The sequence below is a fragment of the Paenibacillus sp. PvR133 genome (genome assembly GCF_017833155.1).
Lineage (GTDB): Bacteria > Bacillota > Bacilli > Paenibacillales > Paenibacillaceae > Paenibacillus > Paenibacillus polymyxa_B.
In genome coordinates, this window is record NZ_JAFIBS010000001.1 from 1,343,669 (window position 1) to 1,364,612 (window position 20,944).

A 20,944-nucleotide genomic window follows, 5' to 3' on the forward strand; every position below is an offset into this window, starting at 1 on the left:
ATTCCGCTTATGGAGCCTTGGCAGCATTGCTGAGGCTTCTTTTTCGGTTTACATGTAACTATTTATAAGCATAAAGGGGTGCCTTTTTTGTTACAAGCACTTATTCAGGCTTTTACGAAGGATGCTGATTATGCATCCATTGCAGCAGGTATATCATCAGGAATGAAGGAACAACTGATATCAGGTTTATCAGGCTCTTCCCGACAGGTACTGATGGCCGCGCTTGCCGAAGATACCGGACGACCGTTAATGGTCATGACGCACAATATGTTTGCCGCTCAAAAAATAGCAGATGACTTACAGGAAGCGCTTTCTCCTGATCAGGTTTTATTGTATCCTGCTAATGAGCTGGTAGCTGCTGAAGCAGCAATATCCAGTCCAGAGACATTGTCCCAACGAATTGATGTATTGATACGCTGCGCCCAGGGTTTTCGTGGGATTGTTGTCGTGCCGTTTTCTGGTGTCCGACGTTTACTGCCGATCCCGGAAACATGGCGTGAGGCTCGTATTGAGCTGAAAGAAGGCGAAACGATTCAGCTGGAAGCGTTTTTGCTACATATGGTCGAGATGGGCTACCAGCGTGTAGAGCGTGTGGAATCACGTGGAGAGATGAGCGTACGCGGAGGAATTATTGATTTTTATCCCATGACAACCCGTTGGGGCTATCGTGTGGAGCTGTTTGACGATGAAATTGATTCGATCCGTAAGTTTGATCCGCAAGATCAGCGTTCGGTGGAAAAGGTTCAGGACGTTACTGTAACACCGTGTAAGGAAGTTATTGCGAATAACCAGCGTATGGACCAGGCGGCGGATGCCGCTGCTATTTTGTTGGAGGAGCAGCTGGGCAAAATGACGGATCGTCAAGCTAAGCAGCATCTGAAAGAAGAGATCCATCGTGAAATTGAGTTGCTGCGAGAGCATGTGTATTTTGACGAAATCTATAAATATATCTCCCTGCTGTATCTTGAACGTAAAACCCTAGCAGACTATATGCCGGAAGATACGATTCTGATTATTGATGAACCGGCACGTATGCTGGAAACAGCCAAGCAACTGGAACGAGATGAGTCAGAATGGAATCTGCATTTGCTTCAAAACGGTAAAACGTTACCGCAGCTAGAACTGTCAGATGACGCGGACAATCTGCTGTACAACCGGAGATTTCAGACGTTGTTTCTGTCGATTTTCCTCCGTCAGGTTCCTCATACCCAGCCACAAAATATTTTGAACTTCATCTGCCGAGGCATGCAGGATTTCCATGGCCAAATGAATGTGCTCAAGGCGGAGATGGATCGTTGGCGCAAAGCCGGCACACAGGTTATGATGCTGGCGAGTGGAGATGAACGTCTGGACCGGATGCGCCGAGTGCTTGAAGATTACGGTATTGATGAGCCGACGATGGCTATCGGCAATCTGCAAAGCGGTTTTGAAATGCCGTCTATTCATCTGGCAGTCATAACCGAGGGAGAAATGTTTTCCCAGAAGCAGCGGAAAGCTCGTAAGCAGGGCCGGCATGTGGACAATGCAGAACGGATTAAGAGCTATAGCGAGCTGAAGGTGGGCGACTACGTCGTACACCAAAATCACGGGATCGGGAAGTACATGGGGATCGGCACGCTGGAGGTTGGCGGTATCCATAAGGATTACATGCATGTCCTCTATGCGGGTGGAGATAAGCTGTCAGTGCCGATTGAACAAATTGATCTGATTCAGAAATATGTCGGCTCAGAGGACAAGGAACCCAAGATTTATAAACTGGGTGGCAATGAGTGGACACGGGTTAAAAGTAAGGTGCGCAGCTCGGTTCAGGATATTGCGGATGACTTGATCAAGCTATATGCAGAACGACAGTCGGCACCAGGGTTTGCTTTTGAAAAGGATTCACCGGAGCAACAAGAGTTTGAGGATATGTTCCCATATGATGAGACACGTGACCAGATTCGGGCCATTGAAGAGATTAAGAAGGACATGGAGCAGAGTCGCCCGATGGATCGTTTGCTATGCGGTGATGTAGGTTACGGCAAAACTGAAGTTGCTATTCGTGCTGCTTTTAAGTCTGCTATTGAAGGTAAACAAGTAGCGGTGCTGGTACCGACGACAATTTTGGCACAACAACACTATGAGACGTTCCGTGAACGTTTTTCAGGGTATCCGTTCAATATTCAGGTATTGAGCCGTTTCCGCTCGCGCAAAGAGCAGAATGAGACGATTAAAGGAGTCCGGCAAGGCACGGTCGATATTGTCATTGGTACCCATCGTCTGTTGTCGCAGGATCTGGTGTTTAAGGACCTCGGAATGCTGATTGTCGATGAAGAACAGCGATTTGGCGTAACCCACAAGGAAAAGCTGAAGAAGCTGAAAACGAACGTAGATGTGCTGACGTTAACGGCAACACCTATTCCGCGTACGTTGCATATGTCCATGCTGGGTGTACGTGACTTGTCAGTCATTGAGACGCCACCGGAAAACCGTTTTCCAGTGCAAACCTATGTGGTTGAGCACAGCCAGACTCTAGTTCGTGAGGCCATTGAACGCGAGATGGCACGCGGAGGGCAGGTGTACTATCTGTATAATCGCGTGCAGGGAATTCAGGAGATGGCTGCAGAGATCAATGCGCTCGTACCGGAGGCCAAGGTGGGCGTGGGTCACGGACAGATGTCCGAAACCGAACTGGAGAAAACTATTTTGGATTTCCTGGATGGCGAATATGATGTACTGGTCAGCACGAGCATAATCGAAACCGGTGTGGATATTCCAAATGTGAATACACTCATTGTGCATGATGCCGATAAAATGGGGCTATCCCAGCTTTATCAGCTACGTGGGCGTGTAGGTCGTTCCAATCGGATTGCCTATGCTTACTTTACGTACCAGCGGGATAAGGTGCTCACGGAAGTGGCAGAGAAGCGCCTTCAGTCGATTAAAGAATTTACGGAGCTGGGCTCCGGGTTCAAGATTGCAATGCGCGATTTGTCCATCCGTGGAGCGGGTAACTTGCTTGGCGCTGAGCAGCATGGATTCATCGCATCCGTCGGTTTTGATCTTTACTCGCAGATGCTGGCTGAGGAAATTAATAAACGTAAAGTCAGCGTACTTGGAGAAGAGGATCAGTCCAATCGGAATTGGAGTACGTCGATTGATTTAGGCGTCGATGCTTACCTGCCGGGAGACTATATTTATGACAGCATCCAGAAGATTGAGATTTATAAAAAGGTTGCAGCGGTCAGCACTTTTGACGAGGCTTCCGAACTGGAGGATGAACTGGTCGACCGATTTGGCGATCTGCCAGAGGCTGTGCGTCATTTGCTAGCCGTGGCTCGCCTCAAGGTATATGGACGCATGTATGGCATCGAGTCCATGGTGCAACGGGATGACAATATAGTGCTGAAATTCCATGAAGGACGCCAGCAGGCGGTACAGACTGCTAAACTTGCCGAGATTGGCAATCGCTTTGAAAGACGTGTACAATTTGAACAGGGCACTTCTATGAGCGCACGCATAAAGGGCAAAGGTCTAAATGATCCACAGTTGCTAGAACTGCTGGAACAATTTTTGAGTGCATTGAAAGAAGCATTCACATTGAAGGAGGAACTGCAAAATGCCACAACTAAATAAAAGAAAACCTTGGAGAATGCTCTCCTTGGGAATGGCAGCGCTGCTAGCTATATCCGTGCTGGCAGCATGTACGAAGCAAGCGGATGAGAACAAGGTCAAGGATGAACCGAAGGACAACAGCAAGGTTGTCGTGACCTATAAGGGTGGAACCATTACCGAAAATGAGTTCAACCAAGAAATCAGCATGATGAAATTCCTTTACCCGGAATATGAGGCTGCGTTAGCTTCGGATCAGGTACGGGAGCAAATTGTAAAGCAGGAAGTGGTGTACAAGCTTCTGGCGGCCAAAGCGGACGACAAAGCCAAGGAGCAGGGTGCCAAAGAAGGGAACGAACAGCTGGAGCAGTATAAAAAGTCAGTCGGAGAAGATAAGTTCAAGACATTTCTGAGTGATAAAAAACTGACCGAACAAGGTGTGAAAGATTACTTCACGCGTGTAATGACGGTAATCAACAGCGAAACCAACAAAGTAACAGATGATCAGCTAAAACAGGAATTTGAGAAAAATAAAGATCAATTCACAACAGCAACCGTGCGTCATGTATTGATTAACTTCGAAGATCCTAAAACGAAGAAACAGCGCAAAAAAGAGGATACCCTCAAGCTGGCTAAAGAAGTGAAGGCGAAGCTGGACGGAGGAGCGGATTTTGCGACGATTGCCAAGAAGTATTCAGAAGACCCAGGTTCTGCGTCTAACGGAGGCCTGTATGAGAATGCATCCGTAGCGCAATGGGTACCTGCATTTAAAGAGGCCGCTGAGACTCAGCCGATTAACAAAATCGGTGAGCCAGTGGAAACGGAATACGGATATCACGTGATCAAAGTGGAGTCCCGCAATGAGCCAACGTTTGATAAATTGAAAGACAACGAAAAGGCTGCCCTGAAAAATAAATTGGCCGGGGAAAGTATCCAAAACTTTACCGAAAATGATTTGACGAAGCTTGATTTGAAAATCAATCTGCCGAAGGTACCAGCTACGCAAGAGAAAAGCGGTGCAACTTCCGGTGCTGGTAGCACAACTACACCGGGCGCAGCAACAAACGGTACGGGCGATACCAATGCAGGAACAGCCAAAGATGGAGCTACAAACGAAGGTAAATAACTGAACATGCATAAGGAATTGGGAACAGATGAATACTATGGTCAGATATCACCATAAACACCATGACCGTGACGTTCTTCGTGACCGCTTCTGGGGGAGTGGAAGCGTCTTTCGATACCGTCAGTAGTTTACTAAATTCTTCTTGAGAAAGTGGGGCAACATGTGAAATGAAAGCTACTGGTATAGTTCGCCGTATTGATGACCTTGGGCGGGTAGTTATTCCAAAGGAAATTCGCCGCACCTTGAGAATTCGTGAAGGAGATCCGCTTGAGATTTTTGTGGATCGTGACGGAGAAGTCATTTTGAAAAAGTATTCACCTATTGGTGAACTTGGTGATTTCGCCAAAGAATATGCTGAGTCCCTGTTTGAAAGCACGGGCCATATTACAATGATTACCGATCGGGACACCATTATTACGGTGGCTGGAGGCTCTAAAAAAGAGTTTCTGGACAAGCCAATCGGTAGCATTATCGAAGGTAGTATGGATAATCGCAAAACTGTGCTGGAGACAGCCAGCGGCTCCTATGAGCTAACGCGAGACCACGAAGAAACACTCTCGTCCTTTGTGGCGGCTCCCATTGTTTCCGGTGGTGATCCCATTGGTTCCGTTGTATTGTTGAACAAGGACGAAAATGTAAAAATGTCCGAAATGGAGATCAAAATGGCTGAAACAGCCGCTGGCTTCCTGGGCAAACAAATGGAACAGTAACATCCCGTTTCACCCCTGTATGACGTACAGAATGGCGAAAGCCGTCCTGCGTTGTACAGGGTTTTTTTTCTTTCCGGGAGAAGAGGCGGTATAATAGGACTCGTGAAAGATGCATATTTCAGGTGGGAGTGGAGACGGAGAATGCAGGAAAATCGCGCCGCTTCGCGGCTGCTACGAGGTGCTGTCATTTTGACACTGGCAGCAGTAGCGAGCAAGCTGATCGGCACAGTGCAAAAAATCCCGCTGCAGAATATCGGCGGCGACGGCGTGTTTGGCATTTATAATACGGTTTATCCTTTTTATACGCTGTTCATTACCATTGCAGCTGCTGGATTTCCGGCTGCAATATCCAAATTTGTAGCTGAGTTTGAGGCAGTGGGAAACCGGGCAGCGGGGCAACGTGTTGCTCGGCTATCTTCGCTTGTCTTGGGTGTCTTTGGATTGATCTTGGGCGTGCTGATGTATACGTGCGCGCCGCTCATTGGTCAATGGATCGACAATGCTCACGTTATTCCGTCGGTGAGGGCGGCGGCGTTTGCCTTTTTGTTCGTACCGGTTATGGCGGGATTGAGAGGATATTTTCAAGGTTTGCAAAATATGCTTCCGACTGCTATCTCCCAAGTGACGGAGCAGGCGATACGGGTAAGCGTGATGATTATGCTGTTGCTGCTCATGCTGTCGCAAGGAGCGGGGGCGGATATGATTGCCGCCGGAGCAGTGTTTGGTTCAGCAGCAGGTGGAGCAGCGGGATTGGTCGTCATGTTGCTATATTGGCGAAATCACAGGAAGAGGCTTAGAAGGCAAGGGACGGTCATGGCGACAGTGCAAGCACAAACTGGAGAGCTACACCCGGCGGAAAGCAACGGTGCCTTGCTAAAGGCGCTGCTGCGTTATGCCTTGCCTGTTTGCCTTGGAGCGCTAGCCGTTCCGTTAATTAGCCTGGTAGACACTTTTACCGTACCTCGCTTGTTAAAGCAGGAGGGTTTGGACGATACTGCGGTTATGGTGGCCTTTGGCGTGTATAACCGAGGTCTGCCGCTGGTACAGTTAGTCATGATGTTTGCTACCACACTGTCGGCATTATTCATTCCATCGCTGGCTGAGGCGCGGGTGACCGGCGGTACGGAGCTGGCACGTCGCCAGTGCGAGCAATCGCTGCGCTGGTTTTGGTTGCTGGGACTAGCCGCTGCGACAGGCTTGATCGTGCTGGCTGTGCCCGTCAATGTGATGCTGTATGCGGACGACACCGGCAGCGAGGTCATGCGCTGGATGGCGCTAACCGCCGTAGGCGGCACGCTCAGCATCATCTCGGCTGCGCTGCTGCAAGGGCTTGGCGCGGTTCGCGCGCCGGCTTTGGCAATGCTCGCGGCCGCAGTAGCCAAGGCGCTGCTAAACTGGCTGCTCGTGCCGCAGCTAGGCACGGCTGGAGCCGCCATTGCGGGGGCTGTCGCCTATCTGCTGGCGGCGGTGATCAACATCGTGCTGCTGGCTCGCTTGGTAGGCATGCGTGGGAGCTGGTCCGCCAGCGTGCTCAAGCCGGCGGCACTGCTTATCGCCCTGGCTGGTGCGGCCGGGGCGGCGATGTGGGGCACCAGCGCTGTGCTGGGTGCCTTGGGATGGGCTGCCGGAGGTCGCGCCACGGCAGCCGCGGAGAGCCTGCTGGGCGTAGCAGCAGGCGCCGTTGTGTTCGTGATCGGCCTCGCACGCTTGAGGCTGATCACGGAAGCCGAGCTTGTGGCGGTGCCCAAGCTCGGACGCCCGCTGGCAGCCGTGCTGCGCAGGCTGCGCGTACTGGCTTAGCCCAGGCATAGGGCTTAGGGCGTGAAAGCGGCACAGCCATTTTATGAGCCTATACAACTTTGTGGTATAGTAAATCCCAAAGCAAAGGAAGCGGAAGCGGGGGTAGGCCGTATATTTTTTCGAGCACGAACCTTGTTTCTGCGAAACGGAGGATTGGATATGAGCGTAACATTAACGGTCGTAGGTTTGGGCTCGGGAGATCCGGATCAGCTTACGATAGGGATATTGAACAAAATGCGGGGCGCTTCAGCGCTCTATCTGCGGACCAAGGAGCATCCTGCGGTTCAAGTGCTGAATGAGTTTGAAGTGGCTTTTGAGTCGTTTGACGAGTTATATGAGACAAAGGAGTCTTTTCCAGAGGTATACGAGGAAATTACCAGCCAATTGATTACGATGGCTGCTAAGGCGGTAGACGGAAGCGAAATCGTATATGCGGTTCCCGGTCATCCGATGGTGGCAGAAGCAGCGGTGCAGTTGCTTAAGGAGCGTTGTCCTGCGCAAGGGATTGAACTGAACATTCTGGGTGGCGAAAGTTTCCTGGATGAAGCTTTTGTGCGTCTTGGTTTTGATCCGATCGAGGGTTTCCAACTGTTGGACGCAGGTACACTGGATGCCAGCTGGCTCCAGCCTCAGTTGCATACGCTGATCGGACAGGTGTATGACACCTTCACGGCTTCTGATGTGAAGCTGTGCCTGATGGAGCGGTATCCTGACGATTATGAGGTGTACGTCGGTCACGCTCTTGGGGTGGAAGGCGAGGAAGCGGTGCGCAAGGTGCCGCTGTACGAGCTAGATCGAGTAGAGGGCTACGGGAACCTATCCTTGGTATACATACCTCGCAGTGAAGATGAGGCACTGAAACGGCGTTCTTTTGACCGTTTACACGAGATTGTCGATATTTTACGCAGTCCGGAAGGCTGTCCATGGGATCGTGAACAGACACATCAGTCGATCCGCAAAAATCTGATCGAAGAAACGTATGAAGTCATTGAAACGATAGATGAGGACGACCCTGAGCATATGAAGGAAGAGCTGGGCGATCTGTTGTTGCAAATTTTACTGCATGCCCAAATGGAAGAGGAAGTCGGAACCTTCAATGTGTATGATGTTATCCAGGGGCTGAATGATAAGCTTATTTTCCGTCATCCACATGTATTTGGTGACAATCAAGCGAATGATGCGGAAGAAGCGCTGCAAAACTGGGAGCAGATGAAGGCTGAGGAAAAACGGCTTAAAGGCACGACGGCAGCAGACCCTTCCGTACTGGATGGGGTTCCACGTGATCTGCCTGCTCTTATGAAATCGTACAAGCTCCAGAAGAAAGCAGCTAAAGTAGGCTTTAACTGGGATAGCATTGAGGGTGTATTCGATAAATTGGACGAAGAAGTGGCTGAGCTGAAGGAAGCGGTTCGTGAAGGGCATGCCGTGGAAGCCCAGTTGCTGGAGTTAGGCGATGTATTATTTGTTGCAGTGAATGCAGCCCGGTTCATGGGAGTAGATCCGGAAGAGGCATTGTCCGCCACCAATCGCAAATTTGTCGACCGTTTCCAGTATATTGAGCAGAAATTACGCGAGCAAGGGCGTCGTCCCGAAGAAAGCAGCGTAGATGAAATGGAGACTTACTGGCAGGAAGCGAAAAAGCTCCTTGGCAAAGCGTGATTCCACATATTCGCTTTTGGCTGCACAGAACAGTAAAATGAGACATATGCAGGGTTGAAAGAAGGCCCAGTTTGTGAAGACTTGCCAATGGACAGAGTTTTGTAGTAGGATGTTGGCTTAACTGGGGTCGAATAAAAAAACGCCTGTCATTGCAGGATTTTTACGGACAAGCCAGAATAACTTGTAGTAATTCTGAAAATAACTGTAGCTTATAGTTAAGCGTGTTACAGTGACATTCAGGAGGGCTTCGGCCACAGTTGGACCTCACGTCTGCTCCATAAATGGACATGCAGCGTGATGATTATTTTTTGACATTTGGGAGGCTTTTATCTTATGAACAAGACAGATCTGATCAACAATATTTCCAGCAAAAGCGGTTTGAGCAAACGTGACGTTGAAGCTGTATTGAATGGCGTTCTTGGTGAAATTACAGATGCACTTGCTAGCGGTGACAAAGTGCAACTGATCGGCTTTGGTACTTTCGAAACACGCAAGCGTTCCAGCCGTACAGGCCGCAATCCACAAACCGGTAACACGATTGAAATTCCAGAATCGACCGTTCCTGCTTTTAAAGCCGGTAATAAGCTTAAAGAAGCCGTTAACTAATGCGTCTTGATAAATTCTTGAAAGTCTCGCGGCTGATTAAGCGGCGTACGGTAGCCAAGGACGTCTCCGAACAAGGGAGAGTGCTGGTGAACGGACGCGAAGCCAAGCCGAGCAGTGCGGTCAAAGTAGGCGATGAAATTACCGTCCAGTTTGGCCAGAAGCTGGTGACCGTGCGAGTGGAACGGCTCGCCGACACTACACGCAAGGACGAGGCTGCAAGTATGTACACTTTGGTAAAGGAAGAGCCTATTGCCAGGGACAATGGTTTGAACTGGTAAGCAGACATCTGATTTTCTCACAACTGTACATGAAAGCATTCCTTCATTATTTTATGAAGGAGTGCTTTTTTTTCTTTAGATGACGAGGTTTCGTCCATCATATGCTGATTAACAGCAAAAGCGGTTCTAAATCATACGGCCCCCTTCATAAGCTAAGAACAGAAGGAGGGGTACATGCCATGATTGAACAAGGGAAGTCCAAGCACCATGATCTGCGCATGCAAAGCCGCAAGCAACTCGATATTTCAGGCGTCAGCAATGTGGAGAGCTTTGACAGTGAAGAATTTTTGCTTCAGACCGAGCTGGGCCATCTCACCATTCGCGGACAACATTTACATATCAAAAACCTCAGTCTAGAAGAGGGGCTGTTGTCCATTGAAGGTTTGATTACTTCCCTCGTCTACCTGGAGCCCGGGGCCCCGGCCAAAAACGGAAAAAGCCTATTCGGCAAGCTCTTCAAATGAACCCTTACACACAATGGCTGACATTGACATGGATGCTGTTGTCGGGCATAGCCATGGGAGTGGTGTTTGACAGCTACCGGGTGCTGTCCATCCGCTTTCATTTTGCCCGCTGGAGCGTTCATATGTTGGACGTGCTGTACTGGGTGGCCTCGGCTTTGTTTATTTTCCGTGTGCTATACGCGAGTAATCGCGGTGAGCTGCGGTTTTATGTCTTTTTAGGACTACTTTTGGGGGTTTGGCTCTATTTTTGGGCCTTTAGTGTTACAACCCAACGTTTTGTGGTAATGTTATTAGAGATAGTTCGCAGACTGACGTTGATCGTGAACAGCATACTGCGCATCCTGATTGTTCTTCCGGTGTTAGCGCTGTATCGGCTGTTACGCAAGCTGGTCGGATGGACATGGACACTTATTGTGTTCCTGGGAAGGATGCTGATATACATCCTGATGCCGGTTTGGAAGCCGATCCTATGGCTGATCGGTCCGCTTAAAGCGCGCTGGAAGACTCCAGAGTTGCTCGTAAAGCTGGGTATCAGACTGAAAAACACAGCGAAAAGATGGTTTGGAAGGAGGTAGTATCATGCGTAATTCGTCTGTAGATCGCCATTCATCTTCTACGTCCAAGTCCAACGCGGGCGGGCGCAGGCGAATCATGATTTGGTTGCTATCGCTTGCCGCCTTTGGTAGTTGGGCAATTTTTACCTTTTTTTCTCAAGGCATGATTATGGCCGATCGAAGTGAACAGCTCACCCAGAAGGAAAAGCAGAAGCAAGCTGCTACACAAACGGAACAACAGCTTCAAACCGAAGTGAATCGTCTCAAGGACCCTGAGTACATTGGCGAGATTGCCAGAAGCAAGTACGGTCTTTACAAACCGGAAGAGACGCCAATCATCGGAGATCAGAAATAGGAACATTATCGGACCAATGCTTAGTTGACCTTGGTTCCGCCATTTTGTATAATCAAATCACCACAGCGGGATTTTTTTGCAAAAAAATCGGTTGTATATTTTAAGGGAGGATCATTTTATTCTATGGCAATTGAAGTGGGCACCAAGTTAGAGGGCAAAGTGACAGGCATCACGCATTTTGGAGCATTTGTGGATTTGTCTGGAGGTGTCACGGGTCTCGTTCACATCTCGGAAATCGCCGATAACTATGTTAAGGATGTTAACGACCACCTGAAGATTAATGATGTTGTGACGGTGAAAGTCATTAATGTTGACAAAGATGGCAAAATCGGACTTTCCATTAAGCAAACGATTGACAAGCCGGCAAGTGAAGCCCGTCCCCCAAGAGCTCCAAGACCGGAGCGTACAGGAGGACCAGGCGGAGGCGACCGTTTCGGCGGTGGAGGTTCAGGTCCAAGTCAAGGACGCGGTGGTGGTGGCGGTGGTTTCAACCGCGATCGTGGAGGCCGTTCTTTCAAGCCTGCACCGGGTAAACCTTCATTTGAGGATAAAATGTCACGCTTCCTGAAAGATAGTGAGGAACGCATTTCGTCGCTGAAAAAGAACACCGAAGGTAAACGCGGAGGACGCGGCGCGAAGCGTGTTTAATTCACTTTGACAACCGTATCAATCATACACGGAAAACCGTACAGTCGAGAGACTGCTACGGTTTTTTTGCGTTCTACCGACAACAGATGCGATAAGCAGCGTCTGTCGGCGCTGAATCCAGTGGTTAGTCGTACGGGCATTTATGAGATTCGCAATTTTGGCGAAGAAGATAAGAGCTACGATGCTGGAAAGTGGATGTTTTTTTTGTCGTGAGGACATAATCGTCCGACAAACTCCAACGGTTTTCCGTCTATCTTCTGTGCGAATCGCTAGTTTGGACATCAGGATGAACGACATCGAGAGGTTATGTAAGGAGTAGCGGGACGTTTCTTTCATCGGCTTCCATACGGGCGTAGCTTGATGTTCAGAGTGATGCTCTGTCCTTTCGCGCAGAACGTTTTTTTGTCGGAAATTTCTTGGAATAAGACGTGAGGTTCTGACAAACTTTCTCAATCGTTCTGGTTTAAGATGGGAACATCAAATTGATGAATGGGGTGCCTGACGCATGATGGAGAAATGGAACGTGGTACATTTTCCGGGGTTAAAATCTAGAAAGTCCAAATCCAAAGAGCGTACGGAAGGTTGGTCTTCCAGACTCAAGAAACGGCTGGATTCACATAAAGTGGTGCAATGGGTAACGGCGCAAAGATGGATGCTGCTATTGTCAGCTATGGGAGTTCTACTGGGACGCGCCACTATTTTGGACGAGCTTTCTCCCTTTGCCCTCGCTTATTTTGCGGTCATAACGTTTCTTCGGCGTGATCTGATGCTGCCTGTAGCTGTATCAGTTGTGTTAGGCAGCCTGTTAGCTCCTTACCCATCGTTATTTATGATTGGTGGTGAGCTACTGGTATTTTATCTCCTGTATCGCGGGCTACGAGCCTTCGACCGTCTGGAATTATCCTATGCCCCGCTTATGGTTTTCTTGTCGGTGTTTATGGTCAATTTATTTAACACCGTGATGGCTCCAACTTTCACATGGTATGAGCTTATCATTGTGGGAACGGATGCGGTTCTCAGCTTTATGCTTACGCTGGTGTTCACGCAGGCCATACCGTTGTTTACGTACCGCAAGAAGACAAGCCAGCTCAAAAATGAGGAAATTTTATGTCTTATTATTTTATTAGCCTCTGTGATGACGGGAGCAGTAGGCTGGACTGTTCATTCATTGTCTGTCGATCATGTGCTGTCGCGATATTTGGTCTTGGTGTTTGCTTTGGTGGGAGGTGCTTCGCTGGGTGCATCAGTCGGTGTAATTACTGGTTTAATTTTAAGCTTGGCCAATATGTCTGCAATTGTGCAGATGAGTTTACTCGCTTTTGCAGGTTTGCTGGCAGGAATGCTGCGTGAAGGGAAAAAAGGCGCTGTTGCGCTTGGGATGCTGCTAGGCTCCTCAATTCTGACGATCTATTTGGACGGGACCGGAGACGTGCTGACGTCAACCTGGGAGAGCTGTGCGGCAATTCTATTATTCTTAATGACCCCAAAAAGTTTCTTTAAAGCGGTTTCTACCTATGTTCCCGGTACGCAGGACCACGCCAAATCTCAGCATGAGTATGCCAAAAGGGTCCGCGACCTCACCGCAGAGCGGGTAACGAAGTTTTCTCGTGTATTCAGTCAGCTATCCCGCAGCTTTCATCAGATATCTGCGAGTGAGAGCACGAAGTCGGATGGTGAAATCGAACACTTTATGAATGCGGTGGCGGAAGGGACATGTGCCTCCTGCTTCAAGTGTGAGCAGTGCTGGGACGGCAAGTTTATGCAAACTCATCAGTATATGACGGAAATGATGAGCGCCATTGAGGATAACCCGGATTTGGAACCAGAGCAGATACCGCCGCAATGGAGCAAGGCATGTGCTAAAACGGGCGCTGTCCTGCAAGTGATGAAGCAGCAGTATAGCCTCTACCAACATAATATGCAGTGGAAGCGCCAAGTATACGATAGTCGTCAGCTTGTTGCTGACCAGCTATCGGGTGTATCACAAATCATGGAGGATTTAGCGCGAGAAATTCAGCGGGAAGGGCAGACCATGCATCGGCAGGAGGAGCAAATACGGGAGGCTCTTGATAGACTGGGCTTGTCCATTCAATCCATTGAGATCATTAACCTGGATGCAGGTCAGGTAGAAATTGAGATTGTCCATGCCTATACAAGGGGATTTGATGAATGTCGGAAAATCATTGCTCCACTTCTGTCGGACATACTGGACGAGCATATAGCTGTGATGCGCGAAACGGAGGCAGATCGCCGCCAAGGCTTGGCTACAGTCATGTTCGGCTCTGCTAAAACGTATGAGATTGCTACAGGAGTAGCTAGTGCCGCCAAAGGAGGCGATTTTTTCTCAGGAGACAGCTACAGCATGATGGAGCTAGGGAACGGGACTTTTGCAGTCTCTTTAAGCGATGGTATGGGGAACGGAGAGCGCGCGCAGCAAGAGAGCAGTGCAGCACTTAACATTTTGGAGGAATTACTGCAGTCGGGTATGGACGAAAAATTGGCGATCAAGTCGGTTAACTCTGTCCTGATGCTGCGATCACCTGAGGAAATGTATGCTACGGTCGATATGGCGCTGATTGATCAGTACACGGCCCAGACAACCTTTATGAAGATTGGGTCTACGCCGAGTTTTATTAAAAGAGGGGAGGAGGTCATTCCCGTATCTGCCAGCAACTTGCCGATTGGCATTATACAGGATATTGAAATTGATCTGGTATCACTGCAGCTCCAGCCGGGTGATATTCTCATTATGATTACAGACGGTATATACGACTCACCGGGTTATGCGGTTAATAAGGAAATATGGATGAAACGCATGATTCAGGAAATTGAAAGCGAAGATCCACAGCAGTTGGCCGACTGCTTACTAGAAAGGGTTATTCGATACCAACAAAATCAAATCTATGATGATATGACAGTAGTCGTTAGTAAAATAGATCACTTCCGCCCAGAATGGGCAACTCTCCATGTACCTGGCATGAGGTGGTTGGAACGTCCACGGACGGTGAGCTAATCCGACATTGCCCGGGAAATTCCTTATTCGTTTTTAAAAATCCGCATCCTTCGTTTGAATCGTTCCGGATTAGGCAAAGATAGAATCTATCGGGATAGATTAAGAGGAAGCGGAGGTCAAAAAACGATGAAGCAAATTTTGATCATTACAGACGGATGCTCTAATGTAGGTGTTAGTCCAGTCATGGCGGCTGCCCAAGCTTTACGAGAAGGTATTACAGTGAACGTCGCCGGAGTCATAGATTATGGAACTATTGGCGAGCTTGGCAGCGCGGAGATTCAAGAAATTGCTAAAGCAGGGGGAGGGTTTAGCCAAATCGTTGGGACGAAGCAGTTGGCTCAGACCATGCAGATGATGACGCGCAAAACGGTGGTTCAAACCATTCAGCAGGCGGTTAATAGAGAGTTAACGCACATTCTGGGTGAGGGTGGCGCCAAACATATCGGTGAACTTCCTCCGGCAAAACGAGCCCAAGTGGTTGAGGTAATGGATGAGCTGACAGAAACAAGCACCCTGGAGATTGCTTTGCTCATTGATGCAAGTGCGAGCATGAAGCCCAAGCTGCCTGCTGTAGAGGACAGCATTCGTGATTTGCTGCTCAGTTTACAGTCCAGAAGCGGACACAGCCGTATATCTGTATTTCATTTTCCGGGCGGAAAAATGGGAGAAGACGCAGTCATGGATATCGGTTGGACCTCTGAGCTTAACCAGATCAAATCGATATTTGGACGCTTGCGGATGAAAGGGGCAACACCGACAGGTCCTGCCATTTTACAAGTGATTGATTATTACCGATATGTTACACTAGGAGAACAGAAAGATCTGGAAGAATCCTATGGCAAAGGAGAAGGGATGCTCGGTGACTACGTCGTCTGATCCCGTTCTTGCACCCGGAACGGTCATCAAGGGCAAGTGGAAGCGGAGCAGCTATGTCATCCAGCGCTTGCTGGGCCGGGGAGCGAACGGAACTGTATATTTGGTAAAAGAAGCACAGGCCGATCGGCAATTTGCTCTGAAAATGGGGAAGAACACGCTTGATCTGCAATCAGAGATTAATGTGCTAACCACATTGCAGTCTCAGGGGACTCAGGCCGCCCTTCAGCGAAATGGAAATCCTTCCTTTTTGTTTGAGGTGGATGATGTAGTGTTACGCAGCGGAGAAATCCCCTTTTATGTTATGCGATATGTTAAGGGTGATCCGCTTCATCGTTTTGTGGCAGCCAAAGGGCCGGAATGGTATGGTGTGGCTGGAACCGGTATACTGAATCGTCTGGCGGATCTCCATCAGGCAGGATGGGTGTTTGGCGACCTGAAGCCGCAGAATATTTTGGTCAATGCCTATGGAGAGGCTGAATTAATTGACTACGGTGGGGTGTCTCTTGCTGGTCGGAGTGTTAAACAATTTACAGAATGGTATGACAGGGGATTCTGGAATGCTGGCAGCCGAAATGCCGATTCCCAGTATGACCTGTTTGCCTTCGCTCTTCTAACGATTCATATATTGGAGAGCGAATCGTTAAAGGCGGCTGCGAGCAGGTTGCCACAGTTGCGTAATACGGCAGAATTGACGGTCATCATTCGCCGCAGCCGTGTATTACGCCCCTATGCCGAATGGCTACTGGGTGCAGTGCGTGGAGAATATTCCGATACTCGTGCAGCGGCCCGATCTTGGTCACGTTTGGCTTCCGCACATGTCAGGCAATCGTCGGTCAAAAGAGGGAACCCACGCTGGCTGGGATATGCTTTTACGGTATCGCTTTTGCTGCTTGCCGGAGCGCTCTGGATTGCGTTAAGGTAGCAGCATGACTTACATAAGATAACAGATGATCATCATTTTTACGGTCGGGAGAAAAGAGGGTCGTGAATGGGAACAACAAAACCGACCGGTGTTGTACAGGAAGTGCTCGCCTTGGCGCGAGATCATTCACTGTGGAGCCCCGGAGACCGCATTGTGGTTGCTGTATCCGGGGGGCCGGATTCGGTGGCCCTTTTGCACATTTTACATGAAATATCCGTTATACATATGCCTTTACAACTCGTCTGCGCTCACGTTCATCATGGCTTCAGACCAGAGGAATCGGATGCGGAGGCTGAAGAGGTACGCAATATTGCCCGAAAGCTTGAACTTCCATTTGAAATGGCTCGGGTGGATGTACCCGCTTATATGAAGGAGAGCGGGAAGGGGCCACAGGAAGCAGCCCGCGAGCTGCGCTACAGCTTTTTACATGATATGGCTACAAAGTGGGAAGCGCAGCATATTGCAATGGCCCACCACGGCGACGATCAAGCCGAAACGGTTCTCTTGCACTTGCTGCGTGGTAGCGGCCCAGCAGGTTTGGCGGGTATGCGTTTGGCGCGCAGGGAAAAAAATGTGCAACTCATTCGCCCGCTACTACGTATGTACAAGGCTGACCTGATTGAGTTTTGTAACTTTTATGGTCTTTCCTATGTGATAGACAGCACTAATTTATCTTCCAAATACCGTCGTAACGCCATTCGCATGGATGTGCTTCCTTTTTTGGGGCAATATAATGAGCGACTGACACCGTCCCTAAACCGGCTGGCCGAAACGATGGCTGACGAAAATGACTTTATGGAGGCATCCACACTGTCGGCATACGAGAAAATGGTGCGCTTGGATAATGGCAGGTACATGTTTCCCATCGCTTCATACCGTAAGCTATCCGTTGCTTTACAACGGAGGTTGATTAAACTAATATTAAATTATCTGCCTTCGGACAGTGAAAATTTTGATTTTCGTAAAATTGAGACCGTTCGACTAAGACTTCTCCAAGAGGCATCGTCTACATGGAGTTTGGATTTGGGAGGCGGTGCGGTTGGAGTCCGCGAATATGACCAGGCGGTTTTGTTTGACCGTACGCAAGTCGTTATGGGCGAATGGTGCTATGGACTAAGTGTATTGCCTATTTCCGGTGAGCTAGAGTTGCCTGAGGCAGGTGGTATACTTCGGTGGCGAAGGGCTTCCTATTCGGATGCGGACCATCCGGTGAATAAGGAGGAAGCGTGGTTCGACGCAGATCAATTGAGTCTGCCTTTGACTGTACGCTCGCGATTACCTGGAGATACCATGTATGTAATGGGATTAAACGGAAGAAAAAAGGTTAAAGATATTTTTATTGATGAAAAAATACCTCCTTCAATGCGTTCCGTTATTCCCATCGTCTGCGACCACTCTGGGGCTATTCTCTGGATTCCGGGCGTACGACGTTCTGTACATGCCGCGGTGCAAAAGCACACGTCTTCGGTTATATATATGTCATGGCAAAGACGAGAGAGTCCGGGGCACCGGTAATTGCGCAGGAACGGCTTTCATAGTATAAACTTAGGAGGTTTACACCGTTGCAGAATGATATTCAGGAAATATTGATCAGCGAAGAAGAAATTCAGAGTAAAATTAAGGAATTGGGTGCACAGCTCAGCGTAAAATATGAAGGGAAAAATCCATTGGTGATTTGCGTGCTGAAAGGTGCGTTTATCTTTATGGCTGATTTGGTTAAATCCATTACAGTGCCGTTGGAGCTTGATTTCATGGCTGTATCAAGTTATGGAGCATCCACAAAATCCTCAGGTATCATCAAAATCATTAAAGATTTGGACGCATCTGTGGAAGGACGCGACGTTCTGATTGTCGAAGATATTATCGACAGCGGCCTGACGCTGACGCATTTGATTGAATTGCTTAAAAACCGTAATGCCAATTCGGTATGTGTCGTAACCTTGTTCGACAAGCCTGCACGCCGGACAGTTAATCTTGAAGCAGATTATACTGGATTTACGCTTCCAGATGCGTTTGTTGTCGGCTACGGTCTGGACTATGCCGAGCACTACCGGAACCTCCCATACATAGGGATTTTAAAGCCGGAAATCTACACCAGCTAATCTCAGCCTCCAGTCCTAGGACTAAATAAGGCCCTTTGTTGAGAAGGACTTACAGGCTATGGTAAAATAACTTAAGTGTCTCGAGAGGAGGTAGGGGATGAATCGGTTCATCCGGAATTCTGGTTTTTATTTGATTCTTTTTTTAGTTGTGGTGGGTATCGTTCAGTTTGTTAGCAACAGTAACGAAGCCTCCGATCTCCCTAGATATGACCAATTACGGCAAGAGGTTAAAGCTAATAACATCTCTAAAGTAACGGTCCAATTTGACGGTTACGCCTATCTTGTAACCGGTGCATATAAGAAGCAGCCGGCTAATGCTAAATCGACCAATTTTTCCGTATATGTTCCACCAACGGATCAAGCACTAAGTGAACTGGTGAATGCCAGCGAAACGAACGGGTTTGAATACGTGCAGAAGAAAATGGAAGGCGAAAGCATTTGGCTGACGTTTTTGACTTCTATCATTCCTTTGGTGATCATGTTCCTGTTGTTCTTCTTCCTGTTTAATCAGGCACAGGGCGGTGGCGGCAAAGTTATGAACTTCGGCAAGAGCAAAGCCCGTCTGTATAACGAAGAGAAGAAGAAGGTTACGTTCGAGGACGTGGCAGGGGCTGACGAAGAGAAGCAGGAGCTTGTCGAAGTCGTAGAATTCTTGAAGGACCCACGCAAGTTTGCAGCTGTGGGCGCTCGTATTCCAAAAGGTGTTCTGTTAGTGGGCCCTCCAGGTACGGGTAAAACACTCTTGGCGAGAGCTGTTGCAGGCGAGGCCGGAGTGCCGTTTTTCAGCATCTCGGGTTCTGATTTTGTAGAAATGTTTGTCGGGGTCGGTGCTTCCCGTGTTCGTGATTTGTTCGAGAACGCGAAGAAGAACGCACCTTGTATCATTTTCATTGATGAGATTGATGCCGTTGGACGTCAACGTGGCGCCGGATTGGGTGGCGGACATGATGAACGTGAGCAGACGCTCAACCAATTGCTCGTAGAGATGGATGGATTTGGCGCAAACGAAGGTATCATCATCGTAGCGGCTACAAACCGTCCTGATATTTTAGACCCGGCGTTGCTTCGTCCAGGACGTTTTGACCGTCAAATTACGGTTGACCGTCCAGATGTTAAAGGCCGTGAAGCAGTATTGTATGTACATGCTCGCAACAAGCCATTAACGAAGGATGTTAAATTGGACGTAATTGCGAAACGTACAACAGGCTTTACAGGCGCTGATCTGGAAAATCTGTTGAACGAAGCTGCCTTGTTGGCGGCTCGTCGTAACCGCAGAGATATTTCGATGCGAGAAGTAGATGAAGCCATCGACCGTGTTATCGTAGGTACAGAAAAACGCAGCCGCGTAATCAGTGACCGCGAGAAACGAATTGTTGCTTATCATGAAGCAGGCCATACGATTATTGGTTTCTTCTTGGAAAATGCCGACATGGTTCACAAGGTAACGATTATTCCACGTGGACGTGCAGGCGGATATGTCATCATGCTTCCGAAGGAAGACCGCATGCTGACTACCAAGCAGGAATTGCTGGACAAAATCACTGGATTGTTGGGTGGACGCGTATCCGAGGAACTGTTCATTGGTGAGATCGGAACGGGAGCCTATAGCGACTTCCAGCAAGCGACAAGCATTGCACGCAGCATGATCGTAGAATATGGTATGAGTGAGAAGCTTGGTCCAATGCAGTTCGGTACTTCACAAGGCCAAGTATTCCTTGGACGCGATATCGGTCATGAGCAGAACTACAGTGATCAGATCGCTTATCAGATTGACCAGGAGATGAATCGCTTCATCACTGAATCTTATGAGCGTGCTAGAGAACTCCTGACCAAGTATTCCAAAGAGGTTCATTTGATTGCTCAAACCTTGCTGGTAGAAGAAACCTTGGAACTTGAACAAATCAAACGTTTGATCGAGACAGGTTCTTTGGATGGTGGCACGACTGAGGGAGAAGGAACACCGGAAAATGGTGAGCCTGTGATCGACAACATTGGAGACGTCCGTGTACGTATTCAAGGTAAGGATGACGAGCCTAAGAATACAACGGATCAACCGAATGATATCCCTAATCTGCAAAAGCCAGAGGATGATAACAATTCGGGCAACTCCGGTGGTACTCCACCGACAACAACCTAATCATCCGATGGATAGTTGAATAAGCGTATATGTAAGCTCCGGGGAACCAGGTATTATGGGTTTTCCGGAGCTTTTTAAATGGAAGATTATTGCTAACGTGATT

Annotated in this window: 18 protein-coding genes; all 18 read left to right on the plus strand. The window is 48.7% G+C overall.

Translation table 11 applies throughout. The annotated features are described in order from the left end of the window. Positions 1 to 87: 87 nt before the first annotated feature. The 18 genes from mfd (at position 88) to ftsH (ending at position 20,841) form a co-directional block, all read left to right on the plus strand. Positions 88 to 3,615 (plus strand): transcription-repair coupling factor, encoded by a 3,528-nt coding sequence (gene mfd / locus JOE49_RS06030; protein WP_209940731.1) that lies wholly within the window; start codon positions 88 to 90, stop codon positions 3,613 to 3,615. After that, positions 3,599 to 4,717, plus strand: a complete 1,119-nt coding sequence (locus JOE49_RS06035) for a peptidylprolyl isomerase (protein WP_023986437.1) — start codon at positions 3,599 to 3,601, stop codon at positions 4,715 to 4,717. The genes mfd and JOE49_RS06035 overlap by 17 nt, the downstream gene beginning before the upstream one ends. A 167-nt stretch (positions 4,718 to 4,884) precedes the next feature. Next, positions 4,885 to 5,427, plus strand: a complete 543-nt coding sequence (spoVT, locus tag JOE49_RS06040; RefSeq protein ID WP_023986438.1) for a stage V sporulation protein T — start codon at positions 4,885 to 4,887, stop codon at positions 5,425 to 5,427. Positions 5,428 to 5,568: 141 nt separating this feature from the next. After that, positions 5,569 to 7,227 (plus strand): putative polysaccharide biosynthesis protein, encoded by a 1,659-nt coding sequence (locus JOE49_RS06045; RefSeq protein WP_209940732.1) that lies wholly within the window; start codon positions 5,569 to 5,571, stop codon positions 7,225 to 7,227. 159 nt (positions 7,228 to 7,386) lie between these two features. After that, on the plus strand, positions 7,387 to 8,886 hold the full coding sequence (yabN, locus tag JOE49_RS06050; RefSeq protein WP_209940733.1) for a bifunctional methyltransferase/pyrophosphohydrolase YabN: 1,500 nt from the start codon (positions 7,387 to 7,389) through the stop codon (positions 8,884 to 8,886). Between the two features lie 333 nt (positions 8,887 to 9,219). Next, the gene (locus JOE49_RS06055) at positions 9,220 to 9,492 is read left to right on the plus strand and encodes an HU family DNA-binding protein (RefSeq protein ID WP_007428028.1); all 273 of its coding nucleotides are present in this window, start codon (positions 9,220 to 9,222) and stop codon (positions 9,490 to 9,492) included. Next, positions 9,492 to 9,770: an RNA-binding S4 domain-containing protein gene (locus JOE49_RS06060; protein WP_016818913.1), complete on the plus strand. Its 279-nt coding sequence runs from the start codon at positions 9,492 to 9,494 to the stop codon at positions 9,768 to 9,770. Before JOE49_RS06055 ends, JOE49_RS06060 begins: the two co-directional genes overlap by 1 nt. Positions 9,771 to 9,949: 179 nt before the next feature. After that, positions 9,950 to 10,234 carry a sporulation protein YabP gene (gene yabP / locus JOE49_RS06065; RefSeq protein WP_013368685.1) on the plus strand — a complete coding sequence of 95 codons (285 nt, stop codon included), beginning with the start codon at positions 9,950 to 9,952 and terminating at the stop codon, positions 10,232 to 10,234. After that, the gene (gene yabQ / locus JOE49_RS06070; protein WP_023986441.1) at positions 10,231 to 10,809 is read left to right on the plus strand and encodes a spore cortex biosynthesis protein YabQ; all 579 of its coding nucleotides are present in this window, start codon (positions 10,231 to 10,233) and stop codon (positions 10,807 to 10,809) included. Before yabP ends, yabQ begins: the two co-directional genes overlap by 4 nt. 4 nt (positions 10,810 to 10,813) lie before the next feature. Continuing rightward, positions 10,814 to 11,143, plus strand: coding sequence for an FtsB family cell division protein (locus JOE49_RS06075; RefSeq protein ID WP_013308137.1), 330 nt, complete (start codon positions 10,814 to 10,816; stop codon positions 11,141 to 11,143). Between the two features lie 123 nt (positions 11,144 to 11,266). Next, positions 11,267 to 11,791: a S1 domain-containing RNA-binding protein gene (locus tag JOE49_RS06080; protein WP_014279051.1), complete on the plus strand. Its 525-nt coding sequence runs from the start codon at positions 11,267 to 11,269 to the stop codon at positions 11,789 to 11,791. A gap of 6 nt (positions 11,792 to 11,797) precedes the next feature. Beyond that, positions 11,798 to 12,004 carry a hypothetical protein gene (locus JOE49_RS06085; protein WP_023986442.1) on the plus strand — a complete coding sequence of 69 codons (207 nt, stop codon included), beginning with the start codon at positions 11,798 to 11,800 and terminating at the stop codon, positions 12,002 to 12,004. Positions 12,005 to 12,296: 292 nt separating this feature from the next. Then, positions 12,297 to 14,804 carry a stage II sporulation protein E gene (spoIIE, locus tag JOE49_RS06090; protein WP_209940734.1) on the plus strand — a complete coding sequence of 836 codons (2,508 nt, stop codon included), beginning with the start codon at positions 12,297 to 12,299 and terminating at the stop codon, positions 14,802 to 14,804. A gap of 126 nt (positions 14,805 to 14,930) precedes the next feature. Continuing rightward, positions 14,931 to 15,680 (plus strand): vWA domain-containing protein, encoded by a 750-nt coding sequence (locus JOE49_RS06095; RefSeq protein WP_023986444.1) that lies wholly within the window; start codon positions 14,931 to 14,933, stop codon positions 15,678 to 15,680. Then, on the plus strand, positions 15,664 to 16,602 hold the full coding sequence (locus JOE49_RS06100; protein WP_023986445.1) for a protein kinase domain-containing protein: 939 nt from the start codon (positions 15,664 to 15,666) through the stop codon (positions 16,600 to 16,602). Before JOE49_RS06095 ends, JOE49_RS06100 begins: the two co-directional genes overlap by 17 nt. 66 nt (positions 16,603 to 16,668) lie before the next feature. After that, complete coding sequence (gene tilS / locus JOE49_RS06105; RefSeq protein ID WP_023986446.1) at positions 16,669 to 18,117, plus strand: tRNA lysidine(34) synthetase TilS; 1,449 nt, start codon at positions 16,669 to 16,671, stop codon at positions 18,115 to 18,117. A gap of 47 nt (positions 18,118 to 18,164) precedes the next feature. Beyond that, a complete protein-coding gene (hpt, locus tag JOE49_RS06110) occupies positions 18,165 to 18,704 on the plus strand; it encodes a hypoxanthine phosphoribosyltransferase (RefSeq protein ID WP_023986447.1) in 540 nt (179 codons plus the stop codon). A gap of 97 nt (positions 18,705 to 18,801) precedes the next feature. Continuing rightward, positions 18,802 to 20,841, plus strand: a complete 2,040-nt coding sequence (gene ftsH, locus JOE49_RS06115) for an ATP-dependent zinc metalloprotease FtsH (protein ID WP_028542511.1) — start codon at positions 18,802 to 18,804, stop codon at positions 20,839 to 20,841. Positions 20,842 to 20,944: the final 103 nt, after the last annotated feature.

Excerpts from the sequence above, each read along its gene's own strand:
- JOE49_RS06035 (WP_023986437.1), top strand. The coding sequence starts at position 3,599 with ATGCCACAACTAAATAAAAGAAAACCTTGGAGAATGCTCTCCTTGGGA.
- spoVT (WP_023986438.1), top strand. The coding sequence starts at position 4,885 with ATGAAAGCTACTGGTATAGTTCGCCGTATTGATGACCTTGGGCGGGTA.
- JOE49_RS06045 (WP_209940732.1), top strand. The coding sequence starts at position 5,569 with ATGCAGGAAAATCGCGCCGCTTCGCGGCTGCTACGAGGTGCTGTCATT.
- yabN (WP_209940733.1), top strand. The coding sequence starts at position 7,387 with ATGAGCGTAACATTAACGGTCGTAGGTTTGGGCTCGGGAGATCCGGAT.
- JOE49_RS06055 (WP_007428028.1), top strand. The coding sequence starts at position 9,220 with ATGAACAAGACAGATCTGATCAACAATATTTCCAGCAAAAGCGGTTTG.
- JOE49_RS06060 (WP_016818913.1), top strand. The coding sequence starts at position 9,492 with ATGCGTCTTGATAAATTCTTGAAAGTCTCGCGGCTGATTAAGCGGCGT.
- yabP (WP_013368685.1), top strand. The coding sequence starts at position 9,950 with ATGATTGAACAAGGGAAGTCCAAGCACCATGATCTGCGCATGCAAAGC.
- yabQ (WP_023986441.1), top strand. The coding sequence starts at position 10,231 with ATGAACCCTTACACACAATGGCTGACATTGACATGGATGCTGTTGTCG.
- JOE49_RS06075 (WP_013308137.1), top strand. The coding sequence starts at position 10,814 with ATGCGTAATTCGTCTGTAGATCGCCATTCATCTTCTACGTCCAAGTCC.
- JOE49_RS06080 (WP_014279051.1), top strand. The coding sequence starts at position 11,267 with ATGGCAATTGAAGTGGGCACCAAGTTAGAGGGCAAAGTGACAGGCATC.
- spoIIE (WP_209940734.1), top strand. The coding sequence starts at position 12,297 with ATGATGGAGAAATGGAACGTGGTACATTTTCCGGGGTTAAAATCTAGA.
- JOE49_RS06095 (WP_023986444.1), top strand. The coding sequence starts at position 14,931 with ATGAAGCAAATTTTGATCATTACAGACGGATGCTCTAATGTAGGTGTT.
- tilS (WP_023986446.1), top strand. The coding sequence starts at position 16,669 with ATGGGAACAACAAAACCGACCGGTGTTGTACAGGAAGTGCTCGCCTTG.
- ftsH (WP_028542511.1), top strand. The coding sequence starts at position 18,802 with ATGAATCGGTTCATCCGGAATTCTGGTTTTTATTTGATTCTTTTTTTA.